This is a genomic window from Streptomyces chumphonensis, from assembly GCF_014779715.1.
Classification (GTDB): domain Bacteria; phylum Actinomycetota; class Actinomycetes; order Streptomycetales; family Streptomycetaceae; genus Streptomyces; species Streptomyces chumphonensis.
Genome location: NZ_JACXYU010000002.1, coordinates 483,621 through 509,919, shown reverse-complemented (window position 1 = coordinate 509,919; position 26,299 = coordinate 483,621). Strand labels below are relative to the sequence as shown.

Sequence of the window (26,299 nt, the reverse complement as noted above, 5' to 3'; positions counted from 1 at the left end):
CTATTGCGATGATCGTACTTTCGCGTGCTCCGTGCCCCCGACCGGGTCACCCGTCCGCGGCGAGGCGCTGCCCGTCGCGGGCCAGGGCGGTGAGGCGGGATATCGCGCGGAAGTACTTCTTCCGGTACCCCCCGTTCAGCATCTCCTCGCTGAACAGCGCGTCGAACGGCCGACCGGAGGCGATCACCGGCACCTCGCGGTCGTACAGCCGGTCGGCGAGGACCACCAGGCGCAGCGCCGTCGCCTGGTCGGCGACCGGCGTCACGCCCGTCAGGCACACCGCGGTCAGGCCGTCGCACAGGGCGCCGTAGCGGCTGGGGTGGACCTGCGCCAGGTGGTCCAGGAGCGCCGGGAACGCGTCCAGACCGGCCCCCGGCGTGCGGTAGGCCACCCGGGTGACCTCGTCGTCGCCGCAGGGCCGGGGCGCCTCGGGCAGGCCCCGGTGGCGGTAGTCCTCACCGTCGATCCGCTGGGCACGGAAGTGGGCCGACAGCCCCTGGATCTCGCGCAGGAAGTCGGCCGCCGCGAAGCGTCCCTCACCGAGCCTTCCGGGCAGGGTGTTGGACGTGGCGGCGAGCGCCACCCCCTCCTCGACGAGCCGCGCGAGCAGGGAGGAGACGAGCACGGTGTCACCCGGGTCGTCCAGCTCGAACTCGTCGATGCACAGCAGCCGGTGCTCGGAGAGCGTCGCGACGGTCTGCCGGAAGCCGAGCGCCCCCACGAGGTTCGTCAGTTCCACGAAGGTGCCGAACGCCTTGCGCTCGGCCGGAGCCGGGGTCGCGTGCCACAGCGAGGCCAGCAGGTGCGTCTTGCCGACGCCGTACCCCCCGTCGAGGTACACCCCGCGCGGGCCCGCGGCCTGCGCGCGCCTCGGGCGGCGGAACCACCGTCCCACGCCGCCGCGCCCGCCGCCCGAAGCCGTCGAGCCGCCGAGGGAGCGGGCGAAGCCGCTCAGCACCTCGACGGCCTCGGCCTGGCTCGGCCGGGCCGGGTCGGGGAGGTAGGTCTCGAAGCGCACCGCGTCGAACCGGGGCGGCGGGACGAGCTCGGCGACGAGCCGGTCGGCCGGGACGTGCGGATGCCGTTCGCTGAGCGCGGCGGGCGTCTCGTCGGCCGCCCCGGAGGCCGTGCCCGTGGGCGGCCCCGGGCGCTCCGGGGTCTTGGGCTGCGGAGTCGTGGCGGAGGAGGAGGCGGAGGTCGGCACGTCTGCCACTGTACGGCGCACGGGCCCCTCCCTCGCACGACAGTGGCCCGTGCCACACTGCGGTCATGCGACGCCTGTTCCCCTTGTCCCCCGATGCCGCCGCACGCCCGGACGTCACCGGCGACCGCGAGTGGAGCCTTGAGGAGCTCGCCGACGCCTACGCCTACCCGGCGGCCGACGCGTTCCCGCCGCACGGGCCCGAGGCCGTCGGCCGGAGCTGGCTGCGCGGCAACATGGTGGCCTCGCTGGACGGGGCGGCACACCACGACGGCCGGTCGCAGCCCCTGTCCAACGCCGCCGACATGCGGATCTTCGGCGTGCTGCGCGGGCTCGCGGACGCCGTCGTGGTCGGGGCCGAGACGGTGCGCACGGAGGGCTACCGCCCGGCGAAGGCCCGCGCGGCGTTCGCCGGGCGCCGCGCGGCGGCGGGGCAGGCGCCGGCGCCCGCCGTCGCGGTGCTCAGCGCGGGCCTGGAGCTGGACCTCACGGCGCCGCTGTTCGCCTCCCCGGTGACCCCCACGCTGGTGGTGACGGGGGCCGGGGCGCCCGCCGAACGGGTCGAGGCCGCGCGGCACGCCGGTGCGCGCGTGGTGTTCGCGGGGGAGGGTCTGGGCGCCGACCCGGCCCGCGTGCCGGCGGCGCTGGCCGGGGAGGGGCACCGCAGGCTGCTGACCGAGGGCGGCCCCCGGGTGCTCGGCGCGTTCGCCACGGCGGGCGTTCTGGACGAGCTGTGCCTGACGGTAGCGCCCCGGATCACGGCGGGCGACGCCCCGCGGATCATGAAGGGCGCCGCCTTCCCCGTCCCCGTGGAGTTCGCCCTGGAGTCCGTGCTGGAGGAGGCGGGCTTCCTGTTCACGCGTTACCGTCGGCAGTGACGGCGAAAGCGGAATTCAGCGTTCCGCTTTGCGTTCGCCGGGCAGACTCTCCCCAGCGCAGGAACATTGGCTGTACGGGCCCCGCGGGGCCAGTGGAGAAGAAGGGCGCCCGCCGTGTTCACGACCGTACTCATGATCGAGAAGCCGCTGGTGCCGACGGACGTGGAGCTCGTCACCACCCTGCACGGTGAGGAGGAGGTCTCCTTCGTCGTCCTCATGCAGCCGCGCGGGCGGCAGGACCGCCTGCTGCGGGCCCTGGACGACGTCGCGCTCGGCGAACTGGAACAGGCCGTGCACGAGGCCGACGAACCGGAGGACGGCGACGCCGCGCAGCCCGCCCGGCTCGCCCTCGAACACTCCCTCAGATCGCTGCGCGAGACCGGCGCCGGGGCCGAGGGCCGACTCATCGACAAGCACCCGCTCGACGCCCTGAAATCCGTCGTCGCGCGGTCCAACGCCGACGAGGTCATCGTGCTCACCGCACCCCACCTGGTGGAGGAGTTCTTCCACCGGGACTGGGCCTCCCGGGCCCGCCACCAGGTCGGCGTACCGGTGCTCAGGCTGTTCGCGCACGCGGAGTGACACCCGGACGGCTCGCGGACGTCACTCCGCGAGCCGTCCGTCGGTCATGTGCAGCACCCGGTCCGCGCGGCCGAGCACACCGAGGTCGTGCGTCACCAGGACGGTCGCGGTGCCGTGCGTCCGGGTCACCTCCCGCAGCAGCTCCGCCACCCGCGCCCCGCGCTCGTGGTCCAGTGCCGAGGTCGGCTCGTCGACCAGCAGCACCTGCGGCGTGCCGAACAGCGCCCTGGCGATGTTCACCCGCTGCCGTTCACCCCCGGAGAGCCGGTGCGGCCTGCGCCGCCGCCGGGAGGCGTCCAGGCCGACCGACTCCAGCAGCTCCTCCGCCCGGCGCCGCTCGGTCGCCCGCCGCAGCGCCCGGCGTCCGCCCCGCAGATGGGCCGTCACCAGCAACTGCTCCACGGACGTCAGCGAGGGCAGCAGGTTCGGCTGCTGGAAGACGATGCCGACGGCCCTGCGCCGCAGCGCCGTGCGGGCCGCCGCCCGCAGCACGCCGACGTCCTGCCCGGCGAGGCGGACCGTCCCGGCGTCCGGGCGCAGCAGTGTCGCGGCCACCGCCAGCAGCGAGGACTTCCCCGAGCCGGACGGCCCGGCCACCGCGACGAGCTCACCGGCCGCGACCCGGAGGCCGACGTCGTCCAGCGCGGTGAGCCGCCGGTCCCCGTCGGGGTAGGTCAGCCGCACACGGTCCAGGGCGAGGGGGATCCTGCGGTCGGTCATCGGCCGGCTCCCAGCGCGGTCAGCGGGTCGACGGAGGTGATGCGGCGGACGGCGAGCCCGGCCCCGGCCAGGCCGAGCACGACCATGGCGGCCACCGGTGGCCCGGCCGTCCGCACGTCCAGCACGAAGGGCACCCCGCGCACCGCGACCAGCCCGCCCGCCAGCGCCAGCCCCGCGCCGAGCAGGGTGCCGCCCAGCAGGAGCACGAGGGCCTGGGCCAGGGCGTCCCGCACGAGGTAGCCGCTGCTCGCCCCCACGGCCTTGAGCACCGCGATCTCCGGTCGGCGCTGCACCGTCCAGACCGTGAAGAACGCCCCCGTCACCAGCGCGGCCACCACGAACAGGCAGCCCTGGACGAGCCGGAGGCTGCCCTGCTCGGCGGCGTGGCTCGCGATCCCCTCCACGGCGTCGCCGGTCGGCACGGTGGCCGTCGCGAGCCGGGCGTCGACCGCGGGGACGTCGGCGCCGGAGGCCAGGGTCAGGGCGAGCACCGTCGGCCGTTCGTGGCCGCTCACCGTGTGCCAGGTCGGCAGGTCCGTCCAGACGGTGGGAGCGTGGGCGTGGGCGCGGTCCTCGGTGACGCCGGAGACCGTCAGCCCCCGCGTGCCGAGCCGCACCCGATCGCCCACGGTCAGCCCGTACGTCCCGGCGACCGCCGCACTGACCGCCGCCTCACCCCGGCCCGGCGCCGTCCCCTCGGTCAGGCGGGGGAGCAGGGCCGGCGGGCCGCCGAAGAGGCTCACCGAACCCGCGCCGGCCCGGACCGTCAGCCGGGTCATCGCCACGCCCAGCGGCTCGGCCGCGCGGACCCCGTCCGCCGCCGTCCAGCCCCGCACCTGCTCGGCGGAGACCGTGCTGTCGGAGAACGACACCTCCGGTTCGGCGCCGCCCGGCGCCCCGAAGGCGATCCGGTCGGCCGGCAGCCCGGCGACGGCCGAGGAGGAGTCCCGGGCCAGCCCCTCGGTGAGGCCGTGCAGGAACACCACCAACGTGGCGAGCAGCGTGACCACGACACCCATCAGGGCGAACCGCCCACGGGCGAAGCGGAGGTCACGGAGGGCGACGAACACGGCGGGACTCCTGGCGGATCGGGGGACGAGGGTGACCTGCGGCGGCCGCTCCAGCCTCGCGGGGGCCGTCCCCGCGCACATCGCCGACGCGGAGGGGCCCGTCGTCCTCCGTGCGGCGCACCCCGGAATCCACCGAACGGTTGATGGCGGCCCCGGCCCGCCGCCTCCGCCGCCGCCCGTACCCTCGGCGGGGTGAGCCCCGCCCCCTGCGCCCCGTCCCCTCCCGCTGCCCCCGCCGTCCCGGGCCCGTCCGTGGAGCGGCTGCTGAGCGCCGCGCTGCACGGCACCTTCGCGGTGCTCCTCGTCGTCGCGCTCGCCGCCTCACCGGCCTGGCTCCTGCCGCCGGGCGCGCTGCTGGGGGCGGTGTACGCCGCCGGGGTGCTGGACGTCCGCCGGTCCCCGTCCCGGCGGCGTGCGCGGTACTGGCTCGGCGCCGTCACCGCGCTGTGGCTCTGCCTGCTGGCCGTCGAGGCGGACGTCAGCTACCTCGCGTTCCCGCTCTTCTTCCTCCAGCTGCACCTGCTCCCCGCCCGCCGGGCGCTGCCCGCCGTCGCCCTCACCACGGGCGCGGTGATCGCCGCACAGGCGGCCGGCACCGGCGGGCTGACGGCGGCGAAGGTCGTCGGGCCACTGGCCGGGGCCGCCGTCGCCGTGCTCACCGCCTACGGCTACGCCGCCCTGCACCGCGAGAGCCGGGAGCGGCAGCGGCTCATCGACGACCTCGTCCGCACCCGGGGCGAGCTGGCGGCCACCCAGCGCGAGGCGGGGCGCCTGGCCGAGCGCCAGCGCCTCGCCCGGGAGATCCACGACACCCTCGCCCAGGGCCTGTCCAGCATCGTCCTCCTCAGCCGTGCCGCGCACGGCGCGCTCCCCGACGGCGCCTCCGCCACCGCCCGGGACCACATCCGCGAAGCGGAGCGCACCGCCGCCGACAACCTCGCCGAGGCCCGGCGCTTCGTGCACGCCCTCACCCCGCCGGCCCTCACCGACGCGCCCCTGCCCGAGGCGCTGCGCCGCCTGACCGCCGCGCCGCTGGGCTCCGGCGCCCGGACCGAGGTCGCCTTCCGGGTGGAGGGCGAACCCTGTCCGCTGCCGGTGGAGGCCGAGGTGGCGCTGCTGCGGCTCACGCAGGAGGCACTGGCCAACGTCGCCCGGCACGCCCACGCCCCGCACGCCGCCGTCACCCTCGTCTTCCACGCGGGCGAGGTCACGCTGGACGTCTTCGACGACGGCGCCGGGTTCGCCCCCGGTGCCCCGGCCGGCGGCTTCGGGCTGCACGGCATGCGGGAGCGGATCGCGGAGCTGGGCGGGACGCTGTCGGTGGAGTCCGCTCCCGGCGAGGGCACCGCCGTGGCCGCGACCCTGCCGCTGCGCGCCCCCGTGGCGGTGCCGTGAACGCCCAGCCGGTGCGGGTGCTGCTCGTGGACGACCATCCCGTGGTGCGGCGCGGACTGCGGGCCATCATCGAGGAGCTGCCCGGCGTGGCGGTCGTCGGGGAGGCGGGGGACGGCGTCGCCGCCCTGGCCTTCCTCGACGCCGCCGCCGACGCCGTGGAGGCCGCCGCCGACGGCACCCCGCCGGGCAGGGCACGGCCCGACGTCGTCCTGATGGACCTCCAGATGGGCGGCGGCATGCACGGCGTGGACGCCACCCGGGCCATCGCCGCGCGCCCCACCCCGCCCGCCGTGCTCATCCTCACCACCTACAGCACGGACGCCGACATCCTCGCCGCCGTCGAGGCCGGGGCCACGGGGTACCTCCTGAAGGACGCACCGCCCGAGGAGCTGGCCGCCGCCGTCCGGGCGGCGGCCCGGGGCGAGACGGTCCTCGCCCCGACCGTCGCCGCCCGGCTGCTGGGGCGGGTGCGTGCCGGGCGTCCCGCGCTCTCGCCCCGCGAGAGCGAGATCCTCCGGCTCCTCGCCGAGGGGCTGGCCAACCGGCAGATCTCCCGGCGGCTGTTCATCAGCGAGGCGACCGTCAAGACGCACCTGGTGCACATCTACGACAAGCTGGACGTCGACAGCCGTACGGCCGCCGTCGCGGCGGGACTGGCGGCCGGGCTCATCAGGCCCGCCTGACCGGAGCCGCCCCGGTGGGGTGCGAGAATCGGTGCACGGCGCCGGGGTCCCGGGGCGCCGGCACGACGCAACCGAGGGAGACCCGCACATGGCACCGGCTGTCCCGTCCGGCATGGACAGGCCGCACTTCATCGGCATCGGCGGAGCCGGCATGTCGGGCATCGCCAAGATCCTCGCCCTGCGCGGGGCCCGGGTGGCGGGGAGCGACGCGAAGGAGTCGGCGACCGTCGCCGCCCTGCGCGACCTGGGCGTCACCGTGCACGTCGGCCACGCGGCCGAGCACCTCGCCGCCGACGCCACGTCCGTCGTCGTCTCCTCGGCCATCCGCGCGGACAACCCCGAGCTCGCCGCCGCGGCCGCGCACGGCATCCCCGTCGTGCACCGGTCGGACGCCCTGGCCGGGCTCATGACGGACCACCGCACGATCGCCGTCGCCGGGACGCACGGCAAGACCACGACGACGTCCATGCTCGCCGTCGGCCTCGGCGCCCTGGGGCTCGACCCGTCCTACGCCATCGGCGGCGACCTGGCGGGCCCGTGCAGCAACGCCCACCACGGCACGGGCGGGATCTTCGTCGCCGAGGCCGACGAGAGCGACCGCAGCTTCCACGCCTACCGCCCCGACGTCGCGATCATCCTCAACGTCGAGCTCGACCACCACGCCAACTACGGCTCCATGGAGGACATCCACGTCTCCTTCGAGACGTTCGCCGGGCGGATCCGCCCCGGCGGCACCCTGGTGGTCTCCGCCGACCACCCCGGGGCGCGCGAGCTGACCGCCCGGGTGCGGGGCCTCGCGGACGTCACCGTCGCCACCTACGGCGAGTCGCCGGACGCCGACGTGCGCGTCCTGGACGTCACCGCGCGCGGCCTGACCAGCGAGGTCACCGTGCTCCTCGGCGGCGAGCGGCTCACCTTCGCCGTCTCCGTGCCGGGACGGCACTACGCGCACAACGCCGTGGCCGCGCTCGCCGCCGGCGTCGCGGCCGGGGTGCCCGCCGCCGCGCTGGCCGACGCCCTGGCCGCCTACACGGGCGTGGGCCGCCGCCTCCAGCGCATCGGCGAGGCCGGGGGCGTGCAGGTCATCGACTCCTACGCGCACCACCCCAGCGAGATGGTCGCCGACCTGGAGGCGATGCGGGCCGCCGTGCCCGAGGGCCGGGTCCTGGTCGTCTTCCAGCCGCACCTGTTCAGCCGCACCAAGGAGCTGGGCGCGGAGATGGGCGCCGCGCTGGCCCTCGCCGACGCCTCGATCGTGCTGGACGTCTACCCCGCGCGGGAGGACCCGATCCCCGGCGTGACCAGCGCGCTCATCACGGACGCCGCCCGCGCGCACGCCGCCGACGTCACGGCCGCGCCCGCGCGCGAGGCGGTGCCGGAGGCCGTCGCGGGGACGGCCAAGCCGGGGGACCTCGTCCTGACCATGGGCGCCGGGGACGTGACGGAACTGGCGCCGCTGATCCTGGCCCGACTGGAGAACGGAGGGGACCACTGATGGCGTACGAGATCGAGAAGCCGGACGAGCAGTGGCGCGCCGAGCTGACCGACGAGGAGTACCGCGTGCTGCGCCAGGCCGGGACCGAGCCGGCCTTCCGGGGCGAGTACACCGACACCGACACCGAGGGCGTCTACGCCTGCCGGGCCTGCGGGGCCGAGCTGTTCCGCTCCGACACCAAGTTCGCCTCGCACTGCGGCTGGCCGTCCTTCTACGACCCGGCGCACACCGCCGCCGTGGAACTGGTCGAGGACCACTCCTTCGGCATGTCCCGCACCGAGGTCCGCTGCGCCCGCTGCGGCTCCCACCTCGGGCACGTCTTCTCGGGCGAGGGCTATCCCACCCCGACGGACCAGCGCTACTGCATCAATTCCGTCTCCCTGCGGCTGGAGCCGAAGGAGAGCTGAGGAGAGCCGCGCCCGGTCCGCCCCCGACGTCGGCCGGGCCGGGGTGGCCCCCGGCCCGGCGCCGGTCGCCTTGACGGCCCCCGCGCCCCGGCCAAGAATTCGAGGCGTGACCGAGCATCCAGCGCGTTCCGTCGCCACCGTGCCCACCGCGACGTACCGCGTGCAGCTCCAGCCGGACCACCCCTTCGCCGCCGCCGCGCGCGACGTGCCCGCGATCGCCGCCCTCGGCGTCTCCCACCTGCACCTCTCGCCGGTGCTGGAGTCCGTGCCGGGCTCCACCCACGGCTACGACGTCACCGACCACACGCGGGTGCGGGCGGAGCTGGGCGGGGAGGCCGGGCTGCGGGCCCTGTCCCGGACCGCGCGGGAGCACGGACTCGGCCTCGTCGTGGACATCGTGCCCAACCACATGTCCGTCCCGGCGCCCGTCAGCCTCAACGGACCGCTGTGGTCCGTGCTGGCCGACGGTCCGGCGTCCCCGTACGCGCACTGGTTCGACATCGACTGGGAGGCCGGTGACGGCCGGGTGCTCCTGCCCGTCCTGGGCGGCCGGCTCAACGAGGAGCTGGACGCCCTGCGGGTGGCCGACGGCGTGCTGACGTACGCCGAGCACCGCTTCCCCGTGCGCCCCGGCACCGAGACGCTGCCGCTGCCGGACCTGCTCGACGCCCAGCACTACCGGCTCGGCTGGTGGCGCCTGGCCCGGACCGACCTCAACTACCGGCGCTTCTTCTCCGTCTCGGAGCTCATCGGCGTCCGGGTGGAGGACCCGGAGGTCTTCGAGGCGACGCACGAACGGATCCTGGCCCTGCTGGAGGAGGGCGTCGTCCACGGGCTGCGCGTCGACCACCCCGACGGGTTGGCCGACCCCGGCGGGTACCTGCGGCGGTTGCACCGGCGCACGGGCGGGGCCTGGACCGTCGTGGAGAAGATCCTCGGACCCGACGAACGGCTGCCGCGCGGCTGGCCGGTCGCGGGCACGACCGGCTACGACGCCCTGCGCCGCCTGGACGCCGTCTTCGTGGACCCCGAGGGCGCCGCCCGGCTGACCGACCTGTACCGGGAGGTCACCCGGGTGGCCGACGACGCGGGCGGCGACTGGGCGGCCACCGTGCACCGGGCCGCCCGGGAGGTCGTCGGCCACGAGTTGGACGCCGAGGTGCGGCGGCTCGTGCGGGCCACCCGCCGGGCCCTGGCCCGGGCGGACGGTCAGCGCCGCGGCGACCACGCCGACTGGGCGCTCACCCGGGCGCTGCGCGAACTCCTCGTCCGGTTGCCCGTCTACCGGCTCTATTGGCCGCCGGACGACGACCCCGACCTGACGGACGCGTTCCTGACCGACCTCGTCGCCGGCGCGCGGGCGGCCTTCCCCGTCCCGGAGGAGGCCGACACCGTCGACCTCGTCGGCCGGCTCGTGCTCGGGGACCGGGAGCTGTTCGCCCGGTTCGCGCAGGTCTCCGGCGCGCTGCGGGCGAAGTCCGTGGAGGACACGGCGTTCTACCGCTACCTCCCGCTGCTCTCCGCCGCCGAGGTGGGCGGCGACCCCGGCCGACCGGCCCTCCCCCCGGCCGACTTCCACGCCTACTGCGCCCGCCTGCAACGGGACTGGCCGGAGACCGGCACGGCCCTGTCCACCCACGACACCAAGCGCAGCGCCGACGTGCGGGCCGCCCTCGCCTCCCTCAGCGAGGACCCGGCCGGGTGGGGTGCCCTGCTGCGGCAGGTCATGGAGGCCACGGCCCGCAGCGGCGGCGTCGCCCTGGACCCGCACACCGCCTGGCTCGTCTGGCAGACGGCACACGGCCTCGGCGTCCCGGACCGGGAGCGGCTGGCCGGGGCCCTGCTCAAGTCCGTCCGGGAGGCGGGCCTGCACACCACCTGGACCGAACCGGACGCCGTCTACGAGGAGCGGGTCGAGCGGTACCTCGACGCCGGCCCGTGCGGCGTCGGCCGCGCGCCGCTGGCGGCGTTCGCGGAGGCGACCGGCCCGCAGGCGCGGGCCAACGTCCTCGGCATGGCGCTGGCGCACCTGACCATGCCCGGCGTCCCGGACCTCTACCAGGGCACGGAACGCGTCTACCGCGTCCTCGTCGACCCGGACAACCGCCGCCCGGTGGCCCTCGACGCGCCCGGGGAGACCGCGGGGGAGAGACCGGGGGAGGCACCGGCGGAGGAGAAGGAGCGGCTCACCCGGGCCGCGCTGCGGCTGCGCCGCGACCACCCGCAGTGGTTCGGCGCCGAGGCGCGCTACACGCCGCTGGCCGCCGAGGGGCCGGCCGCCGAGCACTGCCTGGCGTTCGGCAGGGGGCCGGGCGGACAGAGCCCCGCCGTCGTCACCGTCGTCTCGCGGCTGACCCGCCGCCTGGCCGACGCGGGCGGCTGGCGCGGCACCGCCCTGCCGCTGCCGCCGGGGCGGTGGCGGAACCTGCTCGGGCCGGACCCCCGACCCGTCGACGGCCGCGCCGACCTCGGCGCTCTGCTGGCCGACCTCCCCGTGGCGCTGCTCCTGCGGGAGTGACGGCGGGTCCGGCCGCGCCGCCCGGACGGCTCAGGGCGCCGTCAGCCGGAACCCGACCTGGCCGAAGCGCACCCGGTCGCCCGGACGTACGGCGACGGCACCGGTGACGCGGCGGCCGTTGACCCAGGTGCCGTTGAAGGAACCGAGGTCCCGCAGCGTCCACCCGGCACCGGTGTGCCGTAGCTGCGCGTGCGTCCGGGAGACGGTGTGGTCGCCGAGGCGCAGCACCGAGCCGGGGGCCCGGCCGATCGAGAGCGGATAGGGCCCGGGGCCCGGCAGCAGCAGTTCGGGCAGCCGTTCGTCCCGCCAGGCGCGGCGCACGCGCCCGGGGAAGCCCGACACCGCGCCCAGGGCCCGCTCCAGCGCGCTGGGCCGCCGCTGACGTGTCCCCAGATCGTGCAGGACGGCGTGGAGTTCGCCCGGGTGCCGGGCGTGCAGCACCAGCTCCATCCGGCGTTCGAACGTGCGGTGGGAGACGCGTCCGTCGGCCGCGCCCTCCCGAAGGACGCCGAGCGCGTGGTCCCGCTCCGCGTCGGTCACGCGCGGGGGCTGAGCCGCGAACTCGTGCGTCGTCATAGCGGTTGATTGTCCGACGGGCGCCCGGCGGCTGTCCAGGCGCGGCCGGGGACCGTGGACGAACGGTGACGGGGTGTCCCGTGGCGCCGGAGCCGCCGTACCCCGACGATGGTGCCCATGCTGTTCGAGGTATGGGCACCTGACGCCGCACGGGTCCGACTCCGCACCGGGGCGCCCGCCCCGGACCCCGCGGGCCGCGCCGTCCCCGGGGCGGGGGAGCACGGCGGAACCGACCGGCCGATGGAGCCGGACCCCGCCCGCCCCGGCTGGTGGCGGGTCTCGGCCCCGGCGGGCCCGGGCACCCGCTACGGCTTCGTGCTCGACGACGGCCCGGTCCGTCCCGACCCCCGCTCCCGCCGCCAGCCCGACGGCCCCGAGGGCCTGAGCGCCGTCGTCGGCGACGAGGGCGGCCCGCGCGCCCCCTGGCCGGGCCGGGGCCTGGCCGGTGCGGTGCTCTACGAGCTGCACCTGGGCACCTTCACCCGCGCGGGGACGTTCGACGCCGCCGCCGGACACCTGGCCCACCTGGCCGACCTGGGGGTGACGCACGTCCAGCTCATGCCACTGTGCCCGTTCCCCGGCCGGCACGGCTGGGGCTACGACGGCGTGGCGCCCTGGGCCGTGCACGAGCCCTACGGCGGGCCCGCCGGACTGCGCCGGTTCGTGGCCGCGGCCCACGCCCACGGGCTGGGCGTCGTGCTCGACGTCGTCCACAACCACCTCGGCCCGTCCGGCAACCACCTGCCCGCCTTCGGCCCGTACTTCACCGACCGCCACCACACCCCGTGGGGCGCGGCCGTCAACCTCGACGCCCCCGGTTCCGACGAGGTCCGGGACTACTTCGTCGGCAGCGCGCTCGCCTTCCTGCGCGCGTACGACCTGGACGGCCTGCGGCTCGACGCCGTCCACGCCCTCGCCGACACCCGTGCCGAGCACTTCCTGGCCCGGCTCTCGGCCGCCGTGGACGCCCTCGCCGCCGAGCTCCGGCGGCCGCTGTTCCTCATCGCCGAGTCCGACCGCAACGACCCCGCCACCACCGCACCGCGCGAGCGCGGCGGGCTCGGGCTGCACGCCCAGTGGAACGACGACTTCCACCACGCCCTGCACACCGCCCTCACCGGCGAGGCGCAGGGCTACTACGCCGACTTCGCCCGCGACCCCCTGGCCGCCCTGGCGAAGACCCTCACCGGCGGCTTCTTCCACGACGGCACCTACTCCGCCTTCCGGGGCCGGGGGCACGGCCGCCGGCTGGACGCCGCCACGCCCGCCCACCGCCTCGTCGGCTACGCCCAGACCCACGACCAGATCGGCAACCGGGCGCTCGGCGACCGGCTCGCCGCCAGGCTCGGCCCCGAGCGCTCCGCCTGCGCCGCCGCGCTCGTCCTGTGCGGCCCCTTCACCCCGATGCTGTTCATGGGGGAGGAGTGGGGCGCCCGCACCCCGTGGCAGTACTTCACCGATCACCCGGACCCGCAGCTGGCCGCAGCGGTCCGCACCGGGCGGCGTCGCGAGTTCGCCGCGCACGGCTGGGCCGAGGCGGACATCCCCGACCCGCAGGACCCGGCCACCCGCGAACGCTCCTGCCTGGACTGGGACGAGCCCCGCCGCCCGGACCACGCCTGGCTGCTGGAGTGGCACCGCCGGCTGATCGCCGTCCGTCGCGAGCATCTCGACCCGGCCCTGCGGCTGGGGGACGTGAGCGTGCGGACGGGGTCGACGGCCGAGGGGGCGCGCTGGCTGACGGTCCGGCACAGCACCCTGCTCGTGGCCGTCAACCTCGGCGACGCCCCGGCCGACGTCCCCGAACTCGCCGAGGGGGAGCGGCTGGCGACGACGCACCGCTGCGCGGGGACGCGGCTGCCCGCGCACGCGGCGGTCGTCCTCAAGGTCTGACGCGACGGGAGGTCCGGCGCCCCCGAGCGGGCCGCGGGCCGGCTCAGGCCGGCCGCTGCAGCACCACGAGGCTCCGGTCGGTGACCGTCACCACGTCGCCGCCCGGGACGTCGGGCCCCACCCACGGCGGGTGGCCCTCCTCCCGCGCCGTGTCCACGACCGTGCGCCACTGCTTGCCGTGGTCGGCCGGCACGGTGAAGTCCAGCTTCTCGTCGTGCGCGTTGAACATGAGGATGAACGAGTCGTCGTGGATCGGCTCGCCGCGCGGACCGGGCTCGGAGATCGCGTGGCCGTTGAGGAAGACGGTCAGCGCCCGGGCGTGCGCCTCCTGCCAGTCCTGCAGCGTCATCTCCTCGCCCTCGGGGGTGAACCAGGCGATGTCGGAGAGCTCGTCGTGCGTGCCCTCGACCGGGCGGCCGTGGAAGAAGCGCCGGCGCCGGAAGACCGGGTGGTCCCGCCGCAGCCACACCATCGCCCGGACGAACTCGCACATCGGATGCTCCTCGCCGGGCGCCGGCCAGTGCACCCAGGCCAGCTCGCTGTCCTGGCAGTACGCGTTGTTGTTCCCGCGCTGGGTGCGTGCGAACTCGTCACCGTGACTGAGCATGGGCACGCCCTGGGACAGCATGAGCGTCGCGGCGAAGTTGCGCATCTGCCGGCGCCGCAGCGCCAGCACGCCGGGTTCCCGCGTGTCACCCTCCGCGCCGCAGTTCCACGACCGGTTGTGGCCCTCGCCGTCCCGGTTGTTCTCGCCGTTGGCGTCGTTGTGCTTCTCGTTGTAGGACACCAGGTCGTGCAGGGTGAACCCGTCGTGGCAGGAGACGAAGTTGATCGACGCCAGCGGGCGCCGCCCGTCGTCCTGGTAGAGGTCCGAGGAGCCGGTCAGCCGGGAGCCGAACTCCGCGAGCGTGCGCGGCTCGCCGCGCCACAGGTCCCGCACGGTGTCCCGGTACATGCCGTTCCACTCGGTCCACAGCGGCGGGAAGTTGCCGACCTGGTAGCCGCCCTCGCCGACGTCCCAGGGCTCGGCGATGAGCTTGACCTGGCTCACCACCGGGTCCTGCTGCACCAGGTCGAAGAAGGACGACAGCCGGTCCACCTCGTGGAACTGCCGGGCCAGGGTGGCCGCGAGATCGAAGCGGAACCCGTCGACGTGCATCTCGGTGACCCAGTAGCGCAGCGAGTCCATGATGAGCTGGAGCACGTGCGGGCTGCGCATCAGCAGGGAGTTGCCGGTTCCGGTGGTGTCCGTGTAGTAGCGCGGGTCGTCCGCGAGCCGGTAGTACGAGGCGTTGTCCAGGCCCCGGAAGGACAGGGTCGGGCCCAGGTGGTTCCCCTCGGCCGTGTGGTTGTAGACGACGTCGAGGATGACCTCGATCCCCGCCGTGTGCAGGGCCCGCACCATCTGCTTGAACTCCAGCACCTGCTGGCCCCGGTCGCCCCAGGAGGCGTAGGTGTTGTGGGGCGCGAAGAACCCGATGGTGTTGTAGCCCCAGTAGTTCGCGAGTCCGGCGTCCGCGAGCCGGTGGTCGGTCACGAACTGGTGCACCGGCATCAGCTCCAGCGCCGTGACGCCCAGCCGCGTGAGGTGCTCGATGATCGCCGGGTGGCCCAGCGCCGCGTACGTACCGCGCAGCTCCTCGGGGAGGTCGGGGTGGAGCATGGTGAGGCCCTTGACGTGGGCCTCGTAGATGACCGTGCGGTGGTACTCCGTGCGCGGCAGCCGGTCGTCGCCCCAGTCGAAGTACGGGTTCACCACGACGGACGCCATCGTGTGCGGCGCCGAGTCCAGGTCGTTGCGCCGCTCGGGCTGGCCGAAGTGGTAGCCGTACACCGCCTCGTCCCAGTCGATGCGGCCGCTCATGGCCTTGGCGTACGGGTCCAGCAGGAGCTTCGCGCTGTTGCAGCGCTGCCCGCGCTCCGGCTCGTAGGGTCCGTGCACCCGGAACCCGTACCGCTGGCCCGGCATGACGCCCGGCAGGTACGCGTGCCGCACGAAGGCGTCCGACTCGCGCAGTTCGACGGCCGTCTCCGAGCCGTCGTCGTGCAGCAGGCACAGCTCGACGCGGTCGGCCGCCTCCGAGAACACGGCGAAGTTGGTCCCCGCGCCGTCGTACGTGGCGCCCAGCGGATACGCCTGCCCCGGCCAGATCTGCATGGGCCCTCTTTTCCCTTGTCCGTCTGCGTCTTCCGTCGCGGCCGGCGCGGTGGTCCGTCGCACCCTCGCGTACCGACTGTTGATGCTGCCCGGCCCGGCACGTGGTGAACACCGCGTGCACGAGCTGTTACGCAAGCGACTATCTTCCCCTGGCAGGGTCAAGAGGCAAAGGAAGTCGAGGGGGACAGTGCTGCCGCGTCCCGGACGCCGCAGTAGGCTCCCTTGATCGAACCAACGGGGGCTGGAAGGCGGTGCACAGGTGAGTTCGGGAGGGCTTGAACTCCCACCGGGCGGCAACGGTCCAGGCGACGGCGCCGCCGACCCCCCCGACGCGCGATCCGGGACCGTCTCGCTGGCCCAGCCGGTCGAGATCGGGACCGGCCTGGCCTGGGACGCGGACACCTGGGCCGAGGTCCACACCCGGGCCCAGCGGGCCGGTCGCGCCTACGTGTGGCTGAATCTCGTGGAGCAGCGGCTGCGCGCCGTCGTCGGCGCCGTCCTGCGCCCCGTCTACGAGCCGGTGCACGGGGAGGAGTGGGTCGTCGCGGCCGCCGGACCGGCCGGGCAGGAGTGGGTCCAGCGGGCGGTCGCCGTCCGCGAGGTGAGTCGGCGCAAGGGTTACGTGCTCGACCCGGCCGACGACAACCTGCTCTCCTTCCTCACCCTCCCCCAGCTACGGGAGCTGATGGTCCAGCACTGGCCCTGCTACGAGCCCTACTTCGAGGAGCGGCGCGGGCTGGAGCTGGCCCTGGACGAGCTGGAGGTCGCGCGCAGCGCCGTGTCCCGCAACCGGGCGCTGTCCCCGGCCGTGCTCGCGCAGGCCGAGCGCACCTCCCAGCGGCTGCTGGCGATGCTGGGCTCCGGCGGTGGGCCGTACGGGGGACGCCTGCCGGTGGACGCGGTGGAGGACCTGGTGGGCGACCGCTTCGCCGACGTCGTCGGGGTGCACCCCGACCGCGTCCGGCTCCAGCGCAGCCTTCCGGCGGAGGACCTCTTCGGCGGGGCCCGCCGTATCGACGCCGTCGGCATCGGGCTGAACCTGCTGGTGCAGAACTACTCCGGGCGCCGGTTGGCCCGGCTGGCCGACACCGGCTGCCGTATCCGGCTCCTCTTCCTCAACCCGGCCAGCAGTGCCGTCCGCCGCCGGGAACGGGAGCTCGGTCTCAAGCGCGGCGAGCTCAGCCGGGCCGTGGAGACGAACATCCTGCACATGCGCCGGGTGCGTTCCAAGGTGCGCGACGCGAACGCCTTCCGGATCCACGTCTTCGACGAGACGCCGCGCTTCACCGCCTATCTGGTCGACGGGGACGGCCCCGACGGCCTGGCCGTCGTCCAGCCCTACCTGCGCCGGGCCCGGGGCATGGAGTCCCCCGTCCTCGTCCTGCGCGGTGGCGGCCGCACCCTCGTGCAGGACCGGCCCCCGGGCGCCCTGGACGACGGTCTGTTCTCGACCTACCGGGAGGAGTTCGAGTCCGTCTGGACCGACGCCCGCCCGGTGTCCTGAACCCGGCGCGGGAGCGGCCGCACGTCTCGTCGGCCGGGGCGGGGGCCCGACGGGGGCGAGGGATCGGTCACCGGGTGGCGGTAGCGCTGGGAGCGCTCTCGGCGGGCTGTGCGGTGGTGACGTCCTCGGGGCCGTAGGAGGCCATCACGCGTTCGAACTCCCGGGTCGCCAGCAGCAGCCGGTACACGAGGGCGAGTTCGAACATGAGCAGGAGAACTCCGGCACCGATGGTGACGCCCACGATGGCCCCGGTCAGCGGGCCGATGATGAAGACGGCCATCTGGAACTCGATACCGCTGATCAAATGGGTGCGAATCCTGTGGTCGACCAGGAAGTCCCGGAACCGCACGTACCCGGGGAATCGGGTGAAGAACAACCGAGGAGTGGAGATTCGGGGTGCGGAGGCCCCGGAGGTCCCCGAGGTCACCGAGGTCAGCGCCGTGGCGTCGGCCTCCGGTTCGGGGCGACGTAGTTCGGTCGAGCCGTTCGACGCGTCCTCGCCGCCGGTGAGTGCTGCCGCGTCCGCCCGGAGCAGGAGCTTCCTCCGCATCCCCTGGCGCACCTTACGGATCTCGAGTGCGTCCAGATACCGGAGCATGTCCAGGAAGACGACCGCCAGGGCGAGCCAGATGTAGGCCGTCTCCCCCGTGCTGCGGAACTGTCCCCCCATCAGGGCTATGGCGCACACCAGGACCCTGACGCGGTCGAAGATGTAGTCCAGCCACGCGCCGAACTCCGACCCCCGCCCGGTGAGGCGGGCGAGTTTTCCGTCCATGCAGTCGAGAATGAAGCTGCAGTGATAAACGAGGGCTCCGGCCGCGAGCCACTGCCAGTCGCCCTGCGCGAAGCACGCCGCTGCGAGAAGTCCGAGGATCAGGGATCCCCAGGTGATCTGGTTGGGCGACAGGCGGGTCCATTTGGCCGTCCACCGTACCAGTGGGGTGGCGACCGGATCGACGAGAAGGACGGTCCACCACGCGTCCCGCTGTTTTTCCGTACGGCGGCGCACTTCAGCGAGCGGGGGTATATCCATTCCCGACGGAACCCTTCGGTGTGGTCCCCGGCATCCACCGAGGAGGCTCATGACTGCGGTGCCCGGGTGGCCAGGCCACGAGGGCACCGTCGGAGGCGGGTGCTGTGTCCGCACAGCACCCGCAAGCACGTAGGATTGTACCCAGCTTGTCCCTCGACTGACGGACGGGTGAACAAGGTGGGAACGACGCCGAGTCGACTCAATCACCGACCCGTGGTCCGAGTCACACCGGAACACGTGATTCCTCTTCTGTGGCCGCTCATTGTCGGCCCGACGGGGCGTCACGGGGGGCGGGAAAAGCGTACGTGCGCGCACGGGCAACGGACCCCCAAGGAAACGATTGCGTAACGGAGGCACGATGTCAGTGAACGCGGACCCCGCGCCGGTCATCTCTATCGTGGTGCCCGCCTACAACGCGGCGGGGACCCTGGGCAGGGCGCTGGATTCCCTGGCCGTTCAGACCTGTGCGGGGCTGGAGGTCATCGTCGTCGACGACGCGTCGACCGATGCCACGCTCGCGGTGGCCCGTACGTACGAGGAGCGCCTTCCGGGCCTTCGTGTGATCGCGCGGACGACGAACAGCGGCGGCGTGGGCGAGCCGCGCAACGACGGCATCCGCGCGGCGACCGGGGACTACGTCATGTTCCTCGACGCCGACGACGAGTTGACGGTCAAGGCCTGCGAGGTGCTGCTCGACACCGCGCGCAGCACCGGTGCCGACATCTCCGCCGGGCGAGCGCAGCGCGTCAATCTCGCGAGGGGGACCACGCAGAACTGGCAGGCCGAGCTGTACGGAGCGGACCGCTCGGTGCGGTGGGCCCGGGAGTGGCCGGAGCTGATCAACGACCCGATCGCCGCCGCCAAGCTCTTCCGTCGTTCCTTCCTCACCGAGAACGAGATCTTCTTCCCTGAGGGAATCTTCTACGAGGACACGTTCTTCTCCGCCAAGGCGTACGCGCTGGCCGCTGGGATATCCGTAAGCTCGGAAGCCGTTTACCGGTGGTTCTGGGAGGACGCGCCCGAAGGTGCCGGATCGATCACCAACCGACGGCAGGAGGTCCGCAGCATCGCGGACCGGATCGCCGCGCACCGTCTGGCGGATTCCTTCTTGGTCGAGCACGGCGCCCGGGAACTCAAGACACAGAAGGACGTCAAATTCCTGACGCACGACGTGCGCCTGTACATGAAGGAACTGCGAACCGGGGACTCGGATTTCCGTGAGAAGTTCCTCACCATGGTTTCGGAATATCTCGCAGAAATCACGGAAGAAGCCTATGCCCTCTGCGGTCCGCTGGATCGTGTGCGCGCCTTCTATCTGCGTCACGGACTCGCTGCCGAGGCCTTGACCGTCTCCGACTTCGAGCAGCGGCGCAGTGTCGTCTCCACGGACATCGTCCAGTGCGAAGAACGGGTCTATTGGTCCGAGCGGCATCTTTCCCTGCCCGATGCCGAGCGCTTCCTGGATGTCACGGAACTGGGGCTTCAGCACGAGACGTTCCGGGCGGCCAAACTGTTCAACGAGGTGACGGAGCTCGAGGTCTTCGGAGATGAGCTTCGCTTCTCCGGCCGCATCCTGAACCAGTTCCGACGCTTCACTCCGGAAAAGCGTCCCGATCTCGACCTCGTGATCAGGGCGAAGGATTCCGGGGCCGGGACGGATCTCGACCTCCAGGACGTACGGCTGGTCGGAGACCACCTGACCTACACCGGCTCGGTGCCGCTCACCGCGGTGCTCGAGCGGCTCGCCGGCCAGGGGACCGTGCACGTCCTCGTACGGGTCACCTGGTCCCACAAGCGTCACATGACGGCTCTCTGCGTGCGCGGCCGGGATCTCACCGCGCTGGGCGGGCTCTTGGCAGGGACCGAACTGGAGGCCTACGAGACGGCCAGCGGCAACCTGGCCTTCCGGCCCACCGAGGCGAAGGCGCCCACGAGCGCCGGTGAGGCGGTTCCCGACCCCGGCCAGTGGCACTGGTACGAGGAGTTGCCGCTGCCCGCGCCCCGGACCCCGGCGGAACCGGTGCTCGCCTCGGTCGTGGTCGACGCCACGGAGACCGCCGAGCGACTGGATCACGCACTCCACTCCCTCCTGTGCCAACCCGAGTTCCCGCAACTGGACGTCCTGGTCGTCACGGATCCGGACGCGCCGAGGCCGAGGAGGGCCGAGGAGATCGCCGCGGCCCACGGCCAGATCACGTTCGTCGACGCGGGCACGTCGGCGACGGCGGTGGCGGCTCGCGTCCGAGGGCCCTACGTCACGTTCCTGGACGGCTCCGGGATTCTCGCCGAGAACGCCGTGGGCCGGCTGCTCGACGCGGCCACGCGAACCGGCTCCGACGTCGTGATCGGCCGCGGCCGGGACGCGGTCGTGCTGCGCGGGGCGGACCGTCTGCACGGAACGTGTTTCGGCTCGGGGGACCGGGAGTTCCCCGGCGTCGCCGACGCGCCGGACCTGGTCTTCTCCGAGTCCCCCGCCGGGAAGCTGTTCCGGACGGAACTGCTCGCGCGTGCGGAGTGGTTCCCGCACGGTGGGCGCCCGTCCGACCGGCTCCGGTGGGTTCTGAGGACACTCCTGCGCGCGGGCCGCACCGCTCTCGTCGACGACTTCGTCCACGGCGTCCCGGAAGCGGCACGGTCCTCCCTCCCGGTGGCCGACCGGCTGTCCCTGACGCTGGAGGTGCTGCGACTCGGCCTCGCCCTGCAGGACGAGTACGCGCACGCCGAGCCCGCCGAGGTGCAGGTGGTGCGGCGCTACGTCGCCGGCTGCTTCGACGAGTACCTCTCGAGCCTGCCGAAGATGCTCACCGCCGAGAAGCTCGCGGAGCTGTTCCCCGAGGTGCGGGAGCTGTACCGGTCGATACCCGAGGAGGTGATCCTGGACGTCGCCGCCCCCCGTCGGACACGCCTGCCCCATCACGCCGTCAAGTCCGGCAACGTCGAACTGTTCTGCGACGTGTCCAGTCCTCCGCCGTACCTCCCCGAGTTGGTGGTGGAGGGCGACATCCTGCACCGCACGGTGCGGGGTGATCGCGAGCCGTCCACGGTGCTCCGGGTCGGCGCCCGCGCGGCGAAGGCCGAGTCGCTGCGCGTCGTGGACGGCACCATCCGGGTCGAGGGTTTCCTGACACTCGGCGGAGTGGACCTGAGCGAGCCGCTCACCAACGCCGTCCAGCTGGTGTTCCGCACCGACCGGGGCGCCGAACACGCGGTTGCGCTGCGACAGGTCTACCGGCGGGACCGATGGCACGTCAGACGGCAGCGGGACCTGTACGCCGGTTGGCGAGCCGATCTCGCGGCCGAGGACCTCGCGGCCCTGCACGGCGGATCCCACAGCCTGTTCGTCCGTATCCACGGCGGCGGGACCGTGGACGTCCCGGTCACGGCCCGCCCGGCGCTGCACCGATTCAAGGGCGTCCTCCACGCCCTGGGCCATCGGTGCGCGACCACGGTGCGCGGCGACGGCACGGTGGGGCTGCGCGTCGCCCGGTCCCGGTCGGCCCTGGCGGTCGCGCACGCCGCTCGGCGGGTGGGCCGGGAAGCCGCCGCGATCGCCACCCGCACGTCGGGCTGGCGTCTCCGGGCCCTGCACTGGCTGGCCCGCCCGGTGCTGTCCCGCCGTGACATCTGGCTCGTGGGTGAGCGCCACGACACCGCGCAGGACAACGGCTACCACTTCTTCCGCTGGGTGCGCGAGAACCGTCCCCGGCGGAACGTCTACTACGTGATCGAGTCCGCCTCCGCCGACCACGCCAAGGTACGCCCCTTCGGCAACGTGATCGCTCGTGGTTCGCTGAAGCACCGTCTCTACCTGCTCAGCGCGACGCGACTCGTCTCCCCCTACGACGCGGAGGCCTATCTCACGCCGCCGGGCCGCAGCAAGCTCGGGTACCTGCGGGACTTCGGTGATCTCCTCGACTACCGCAGGGTCTTCCTGCAGCACGGCGTGACCTACAACGACGTGTCGCAGTCCGCGCACCGCCAGTCCACCAGCGTCGACCTGTTCGTGACGGTGTCCGAGGACGAGGCGGAGTACGTCCGTCAGGAGATGGGATACCGGCCCCGGGAGGTGCGGAACCTGGGCTTTCCCCGCTTCGACAGCCTGCGCTCCGAGGAGTCGGTGCCGACGGTGCTGCTCATGCCCACCTGGCGGCGTGACATCGTGGTCCCCTCGTACCGCCGCAGCCTCCGGCCGAAGGTCCAGTTCACGGCCTCGCAGTACTTCCGCTTCTACAGCCGGCTCCTGGCGGACGAGCGGCTGCGCGCGGCCCTGGAGCACTCGGGGGTGCGGTTGGAGTTCTTCCCGCACTACGAGATCCGACCCTACCTGCGCCATTTCGAGGTGGACCATCCCTCCATCACCGTGGCCGACCAGGCGGAACGCGGTGTCCAGGAGGCCATGAAGCAGTGCTCCCTGCTGGTGACCGACTACTCCTCCGTCTTCTTCGACGTCGCCTACATGAACAAGCCCCTGGTCTACGTGCCCTTCGACGAGGACGAGTTCTACGGGCGGCACTACCGGCGCGGATACTTCGATCTGTCCCGGGACGGGTTCGGACCCGTCTGCAGAACCGTCGACGCGGCGGTGGAGGAGATCATCGCGGCCATCGACCGGAAGTTCCGTGTCGAGTCCCCGTACGCGGAGCGCGTCGACGCGTTCTTCGGCCGGCGTGACACGAACAACTCGGCACGGGTCTTCGCGGCGATCGACGAACTCGATCGGTAGGACGACCGCCTGCCCGCTCCGCACACGGCACGCCCCGCACCCGGCGTCGACCCCGCGCGGTCGACGCCGGGCGCACCCGGGGCGGTGAAACGGCGCGACTCGGGCCGCCTCATCGGCACGTATTACGCTCGGGGATGCCGGGGAGCCTTCGATCCGCGTGCACGTTCCCCGTCCGAGCCCCACGGAATGGTGTGAAGGATGCCTCGACTGACGCTCGTCGTTCCTGCGTACAACGTTCAGAGCTACCTCAGAGAGTGCCTGGACTCCGTGCTCGGGCAGGACTTCGGAGACTTCGAGGTCGTCGCGGTCGACGACTGCTCGCCGGACCGGTCGGGGGCCCTGCTCGACGAGTACGCCCGGCGGGACGAGCGGGTGCGGGTCCTGCACCTCGAACAGAACGTCGGCCTGGGCCGGGCGCGCAACGCGGGCCTGGCCCGGGCCACGGGCGACTACGTCCTGTTCCTCGACAGTGACGACACGCTCACGCCCGGGGCCCTGGGGGCGATCGCCGAGCGGCTCGACGCCACCGGCGACCCGGAGATCCTCGTCTACGACTACGCCCGCACCTTCTGGAACGGAAGCGAGCGGCGCAACCTCCTGCGGGCCTACCTCGTGCAGGAGGGACCGGAGGTCTTCTCCCTCCGCGAGCGCCCGCGGCTGCTCGACCTGCTGCAGATCGTCTGGAACAAGGCATACCGCCGGGACTTCATCGAGAAGCACGGTTTCGAGTTCCCGGCCGGGTACTACGAGGACGCCCCCTGGACGTTCTGCTCGCTCATATCCGCGCAGCGCATAGCCGTGCTCGACCGGGTGTGCCTGCGTTACCGCCAGCGCCGCGCGGGCGGCAACATCCTGCGCACGGTCAGCCGCAGGCACTTCGACGTCTTCGACCAGTACGACCGGGTCTTCGCCCACCTCGACGCCCACCCCGAGCTGGAGCGCTGGCGCCCGGAGATGTTCCGCAAGATGGCCGACCACTACCTCACGGTGCTGGACAAGCCGGACCGGCTGCCGCCGGACGCGCGGGCCGAGTTCTACCGGCGGGCCGCCGCCGACTACCGCAGACGCCTCCCGGCCGGGTTCGTCCGGCCGCCCGGTACGCAGGGGCGCAAGTACGCCTTCCTCGCCCTCGGCTCCTACCCCGCACTGGCGGGCGTCAAGGTCGCCAACAAGGTGCGCCGCACGGTGCGCACCCAGGGCAGACGCCAGGCCGGCCGGGCCAGGGACGCCGCCGTGCGGCTCTTCTACCAGGCCCAGCTGCGCCTGCCGCTGGACCAGGACCTGGCGCTCTTCTCCGCCTACTGGAGCCGTTCCTACGCGTGCAACCCGGCGGCGATCGACGCGGCCGTCGCCCGGCTCGCCCCGCACATCCGCCGGGTGTGGGTGGTGAAGGACCCGGCGGCGCCCGTGCCGCCGGGCGTCGAGGTCGTCCGGCCGGGCTCCAGGGAGTACTGGGCCGCCCTGGCGCGGGCCCGGTACACGGTCAACAACGTGAACTTCGCCGACGAGATGGTCAAGCGCGAGGGGTCCGTCCACCTCCAGACGCACCACGGCACGCCGCTCAAGACGATGGGCCTGGACCAGCAGCGCTTCCCCGCCTCGACGCACATGGACTTCGCCGACCTGCTGCGGCGCTGCGACCGCTGGGACTACAGCCTGTCCGCCAACCGCTTCTCGACGGAGATCTGGGAGCGCGTCTACCCCTGCGGGTACACCTCGCTGGAGACCGGCTACCCGCGCAACGACGCGCTGGTCAACGCGACGGCGGCGGACGTCCGCGCCGCCCGGGAGGCGCTCGGCGTCGCCGACGGACGCAAGGTGTTCCTCTACGCGCCCACCCACCGCGAGCACCACGCCGAGTTCACGCCGCGCCTGGACGTCGCCGCCCTCGCCGAGGAGCTGGGCCCGGACGTCACGCTCCTGGTGCGCGGACACTACTTCTACGCCCCCTCGCCGGAACTGGCCCGGCTGACGGCCGGCGGCCGGGTGCGCGACGTCTCCGCGCACCCCCGGATCGAGGAGCTGTACCTGGCGGCTGACGCCCTCATCACCGACTACTCCTCGGCCATGTTCGACTACGCCAACCTCGACCGTCCCCTGGTGGTCTTCGCCGACGACTGGCAGATCTACCGGGAGGTGCGGGGCACCTACTTCGACCTGCTGCGGGAGCCCCCCGGAGCCGTCGCCACATCCCAGGAGGAGCTGACCGGCCTGCTGCTCTCCGGAGCCTGGGACACCGAGGAGACCACCGCGCTGCGGGCCGCGTTCCGGGAGCGGTTCTGCGAGTTCGACGACGGCCGGGCCGCCGAGCGGGTGGTGCGCCGGGTCTTCCTCGGCGCGTCGCCCGACGCCGTGCCCGTGGTCCCGCTGCGGGAGCGGCGTGCGGTGCCGTCCCCGCCGGAGGCGCTGGCCGCCGGGCGCGGCTGAGGCCCCGAGGCCGGACGCGCGCCACCGCGCGCCCGGCCGGTCCTCACACGCCCCCGCGGGCCCGCAGCGCGGCGGCCTCCTTGTCGGGCGACAGCCCCGTGGTCGCCCGGGGATGCGGGCGGGTGGCACCGAGCGCCGCCCAGGTGTCCGCGACGGTCGCGGCGAGGGGACGGCAGCGCAGTCCGGCGGCCCGGGCCCGACCGGCGTCCGCGCGGTGCAGGGCGCCGTGCAGCTCGCCCGGCGGCGTCCACACGGGCAGCTCCGACCACGGCTCGATCCCGGCCGCCGCGACCGTCTCCGGGTCCGTCCAGCACAGCTCGGCGTCCGCGCCGGTGACGTCGACGCAGGCGTCCAGCAGCTCGCCCATGGTCGCCGCGCCGGAGCGGCCGACCGTGTCGTAGGGGCCGGAGAGGCCCGCCACGGCGCCGTCCAGCGCGAACGCCGCCAGGTCGCGGGCGTCGACGTACTGCAGGGGCAGCTCGCGGGGGCCCGGCGCCAGCACGGGTCCGCCCCGGGCGACGCGGCGCAGCCACCACGGCAGCCGTCCGACGTCCTCGTGCGGGCCGAGGATCAGCCCCGCCCGCAGCAGGAGGGCCCGGTCCCCGAAGGCGGCCAGGGCCGCGAGCTCCCCGCCGCGCTTGTTGGCTCCGTAGTCGCCGTCCTCGGCGTCCGGGGAACCGGGCACCAGCGGGGCCGTCTCGTCCGCGCCCGCCGCGACGGGCCAGCGGTACACGGACCGGCTGGAGACGTAGACGTAGCGTCCGGCGGAGGCGGACAGCGGCGCGGCGGCGTCCCGGACGGCGCGCGGCGCGGCCGTCCAGGTGTCCACCACGACGTCCCACACGCCGTCGGCGAGGGCGGCCGGACCGTCGGGGTCGGTGCGGTCGCCGAGAAGGGAGCGGGTGCCGGTCGGCGCGGGCGAGGTGCCCCGGTTGAAGAGCGTCACGTCCCAGCCGCGCGCCACCCCCTCCTCGGCCACCGCGCGTCCCACGAAGTGGGTGCCACCCAGAATCAGAAGTCTCATGGCGTCACTCTG

At 73.9% G+C, this 26,299-nt stretch carries 18 protein-coding genes; 11 read left to right on the top strand and 7 right to left on the bottom strand.

Annotated elements, in window-relative coordinates; genetic code table 11:
* Positions 1 to 46: 46 nt before the first annotated feature.
* A complete protein-coding gene (gene zapE, locus IF129_RS07510) occupies positions 47 to 1,204 on the bottom strand; it encodes a cell division protein ZapE (protein ID WP_191208689.1) in 1,158 nt (385 codons plus the stop codon).
* A 65-nt stretch (positions 1,205 to 1,269) separates the two neighbouring features.
* Here zapE and IF129_RS07505 point away from each other — a divergent pair, with 65 nt between their 5' ends.
* On the top strand, positions 1,270 to 2,079 hold the full coding sequence (locus tag IF129_RS07505) for a dihydrofolate reductase family protein (protein WP_191208688.1): 810 nt from the start codon (positions 1,270 to 1,272) through the stop codon (positions 2,077 to 2,079).
* 114 nt (positions 2,080 to 2,193) lie between these two features.
* On the top strand, positions 2,194 to 2,661 hold the full coding sequence (locus IF129_RS07500) for an indole-3-glycerol phosphate synthase (RefSeq protein ID WP_191208687.1): 468 nt from the start codon (positions 2,194 to 2,196) through the stop codon (positions 2,659 to 2,661).
* Between the two features lie 21 nt (positions 2,662 to 2,682).
* Here IF129_RS07500 and IF129_RS07495 read toward each other — a convergent pair whose 3' ends face one another.
* Together IF129_RS07495 and IF129_RS07490 are read right to left on the bottom strand one after the other, a co-directional pair.
* Positions 2,683 to 3,366 carry an ABC transporter ATP-binding protein gene (locus IF129_RS07495; protein ID WP_381480750.1) on the bottom strand — a complete coding sequence of 228 codons (684 nt, stop codon included), beginning with the start codon at positions 3,364 to 3,366 and terminating at the stop codon, positions 2,683 to 2,685.
* 11 nt (positions 3,367 to 3,377) lie between these two features.
* A complete protein-coding gene (locus tag IF129_RS07490; protein WP_191208685.1) occupies positions 3,378 to 4,451 on the bottom strand; it encodes an ABC transporter permease in 1,074 nt (357 codons plus the stop codon).
* Positions 4,452 to 4,643: 192 nt separating this feature from the next.
* On the opposite strand from IF129_RS07490, the gene IF129_RS07485 reads away from it, so the two are divergent.
* The 5 genes from IF129_RS07485 (at position 4,644) to treY (ending at position 10,949) form a co-directional block, all read left to right on the top strand.
* The gene (locus tag IF129_RS07485) at positions 4,644 to 5,846 is read left to right on the top strand and encodes a sensor histidine kinase (protein ID WP_191208684.1); all 1,203 of its coding nucleotides are present in this window, start codon (positions 4,644 to 4,646) and stop codon (positions 5,844 to 5,846) included.
* Complete coding sequence (locus tag IF129_RS07480) at positions 5,843 to 6,529, top strand: response regulator (RefSeq protein WP_191208683.1); 687 nt, start codon at positions 5,843 to 5,845, stop codon at positions 6,527 to 6,529. The genes IF129_RS07485 and IF129_RS07480 overlap by 4 nt, the downstream gene beginning before the upstream one ends.
* Positions 6,530 to 6,617: 88 nt before the next feature.
* Entirely contained in the window at positions 6,618 to 8,024 is a 1,407-nt protein-coding gene (gene murC / locus IF129_RS07475) for a UDP-N-acetylmuramate--L-alanine ligase (RefSeq protein ID WP_191208682.1), read from the top strand.
* A complete protein-coding gene (gene msrB, locus IF129_RS07470; protein WP_191208681.1) occupies positions 8,024 to 8,431 on the top strand; it encodes a peptide-methionine (R)-S-oxide reductase MsrB in 408 nt (135 codons plus the stop codon). The genes murC and msrB overlap by 1 nt, the downstream gene beginning before the upstream one ends.
* A 106-nt stretch (positions 8,432 to 8,537) precedes the next feature.
* The gene (gene treY, locus IF129_RS07465) at positions 8,538 to 10,949 is read left to right on the top strand and encodes a malto-oligosyltrehalose synthase (RefSeq protein ID WP_191208680.1); all 2,412 of its coding nucleotides are present in this window, start codon (positions 8,538 to 8,540) and stop codon (positions 10,947 to 10,949) included.
* Positions 10,950 to 10,979: 30 nt separating this feature from the next.
* On the opposite strand, the gene IF129_RS07460 is transcribed toward treY, so the two are convergent.
* Positions 10,980 to 11,525, bottom strand: coding sequence for a DUF1707 and FHA domain-containing protein (locus IF129_RS07460; protein ID WP_191208679.1), 546 nt, complete (start codon positions 11,523 to 11,525; stop codon positions 10,980 to 10,982).
* A 117-nt stretch (positions 11,526 to 11,642) separates the two neighbouring features.
* Between IF129_RS07460 and treZ the strand changes: the two genes are divergently transcribed.
* Positions 11,643 to 13,418, top strand: coding sequence for a malto-oligosyltrehalose trehalohydrolase (gene treZ / locus IF129_RS07455; RefSeq protein ID WP_191208678.1), 1,776 nt, complete (start codon positions 11,643 to 11,645; stop codon positions 13,416 to 13,418).
* A gap of 43 nt (positions 13,419 to 13,461) precedes the next feature.
* On the opposite strand, the gene glgX is transcribed toward treZ, so the two are convergent.
* Entirely contained in the window at positions 13,462 to 15,576 is a 2,115-nt protein-coding gene (glgX, locus tag IF129_RS07450) for a glycogen debranching protein GlgX (RefSeq protein ID WP_191208677.1), read from the bottom strand.
* A gap of 259 nt (positions 15,577 to 15,835) precedes the next feature.
* Between glgX and IF129_RS07445 the strand changes: the two genes are divergently transcribed.
* On the top strand, positions 15,836 to 17,080 hold the full coding sequence (locus tag IF129_RS07445) for an SAV2148 family HEPN domain-containing protein (protein WP_191208676.1): 1,245 nt from the start codon (positions 15,836 to 15,838) through the stop codon (positions 17,078 to 17,080).
* A 67-nt stretch (positions 17,081 to 17,147) separates the two neighbouring features.
* On the opposite strand, the gene IF129_RS07440 is transcribed toward IF129_RS07445, so the two are convergent.
* Positions 17,148 to 18,113 (bottom strand): CDP-alcohol phosphatidyltransferase family protein, encoded by a 966-nt coding sequence (locus IF129_RS07440; protein WP_224754493.1) that lies wholly within the window; start codon positions 18,111 to 18,113, stop codon positions 17,148 to 17,150.
* A gap of 358 nt (positions 18,114 to 18,471) precedes the next feature.
* On the opposite strand from IF129_RS07440, the gene IF129_RS07435 reads away from it, so the two are divergent.
* Together IF129_RS07435 and IF129_RS07430 are read left to right on the top strand one after the other, a co-directional pair.
* Positions 18,472 to 22,836 carry a bifunctional glycosyltransferase/CDP-glycerol:glycerophosphate glycerophosphotransferase gene (locus IF129_RS07435; protein WP_191208675.1) on the top strand — a complete coding sequence of 1,455 codons (4,365 nt, stop codon included), beginning with the start codon at positions 18,472 to 18,474 and terminating at the stop codon, positions 22,834 to 22,836.
* Positions 22,837 to 23,034: 198 nt separating this feature from the next.
* On the top strand, positions 23,035 to 25,263 hold the full coding sequence (locus tag IF129_RS07430; protein ID WP_191208674.1) for a bifunctional glycosyltransferase/CDP-glycerol:glycerophosphate glycerophosphotransferase: 2,229 nt from the start codon (positions 23,035 to 23,037) through the stop codon (positions 25,261 to 25,263).
* 43 nt (positions 25,264 to 25,306) lie between these two features.
* Here the strand turns inward: IF129_RS07430 and IF129_RS07425 are convergent, their stop codons facing one another.
* The gene (locus IF129_RS07425) at positions 25,307 to 26,287 is read right to left on the bottom strand and encodes an NAD-dependent epimerase/dehydratase family protein (RefSeq protein ID WP_191208673.1); all 981 of its coding nucleotides are present in this window, start codon (positions 26,285 to 26,287) and stop codon (positions 25,307 to 25,309) included.
* Positions 26,288 to 26,299: the final 12 nt, after the last annotated feature.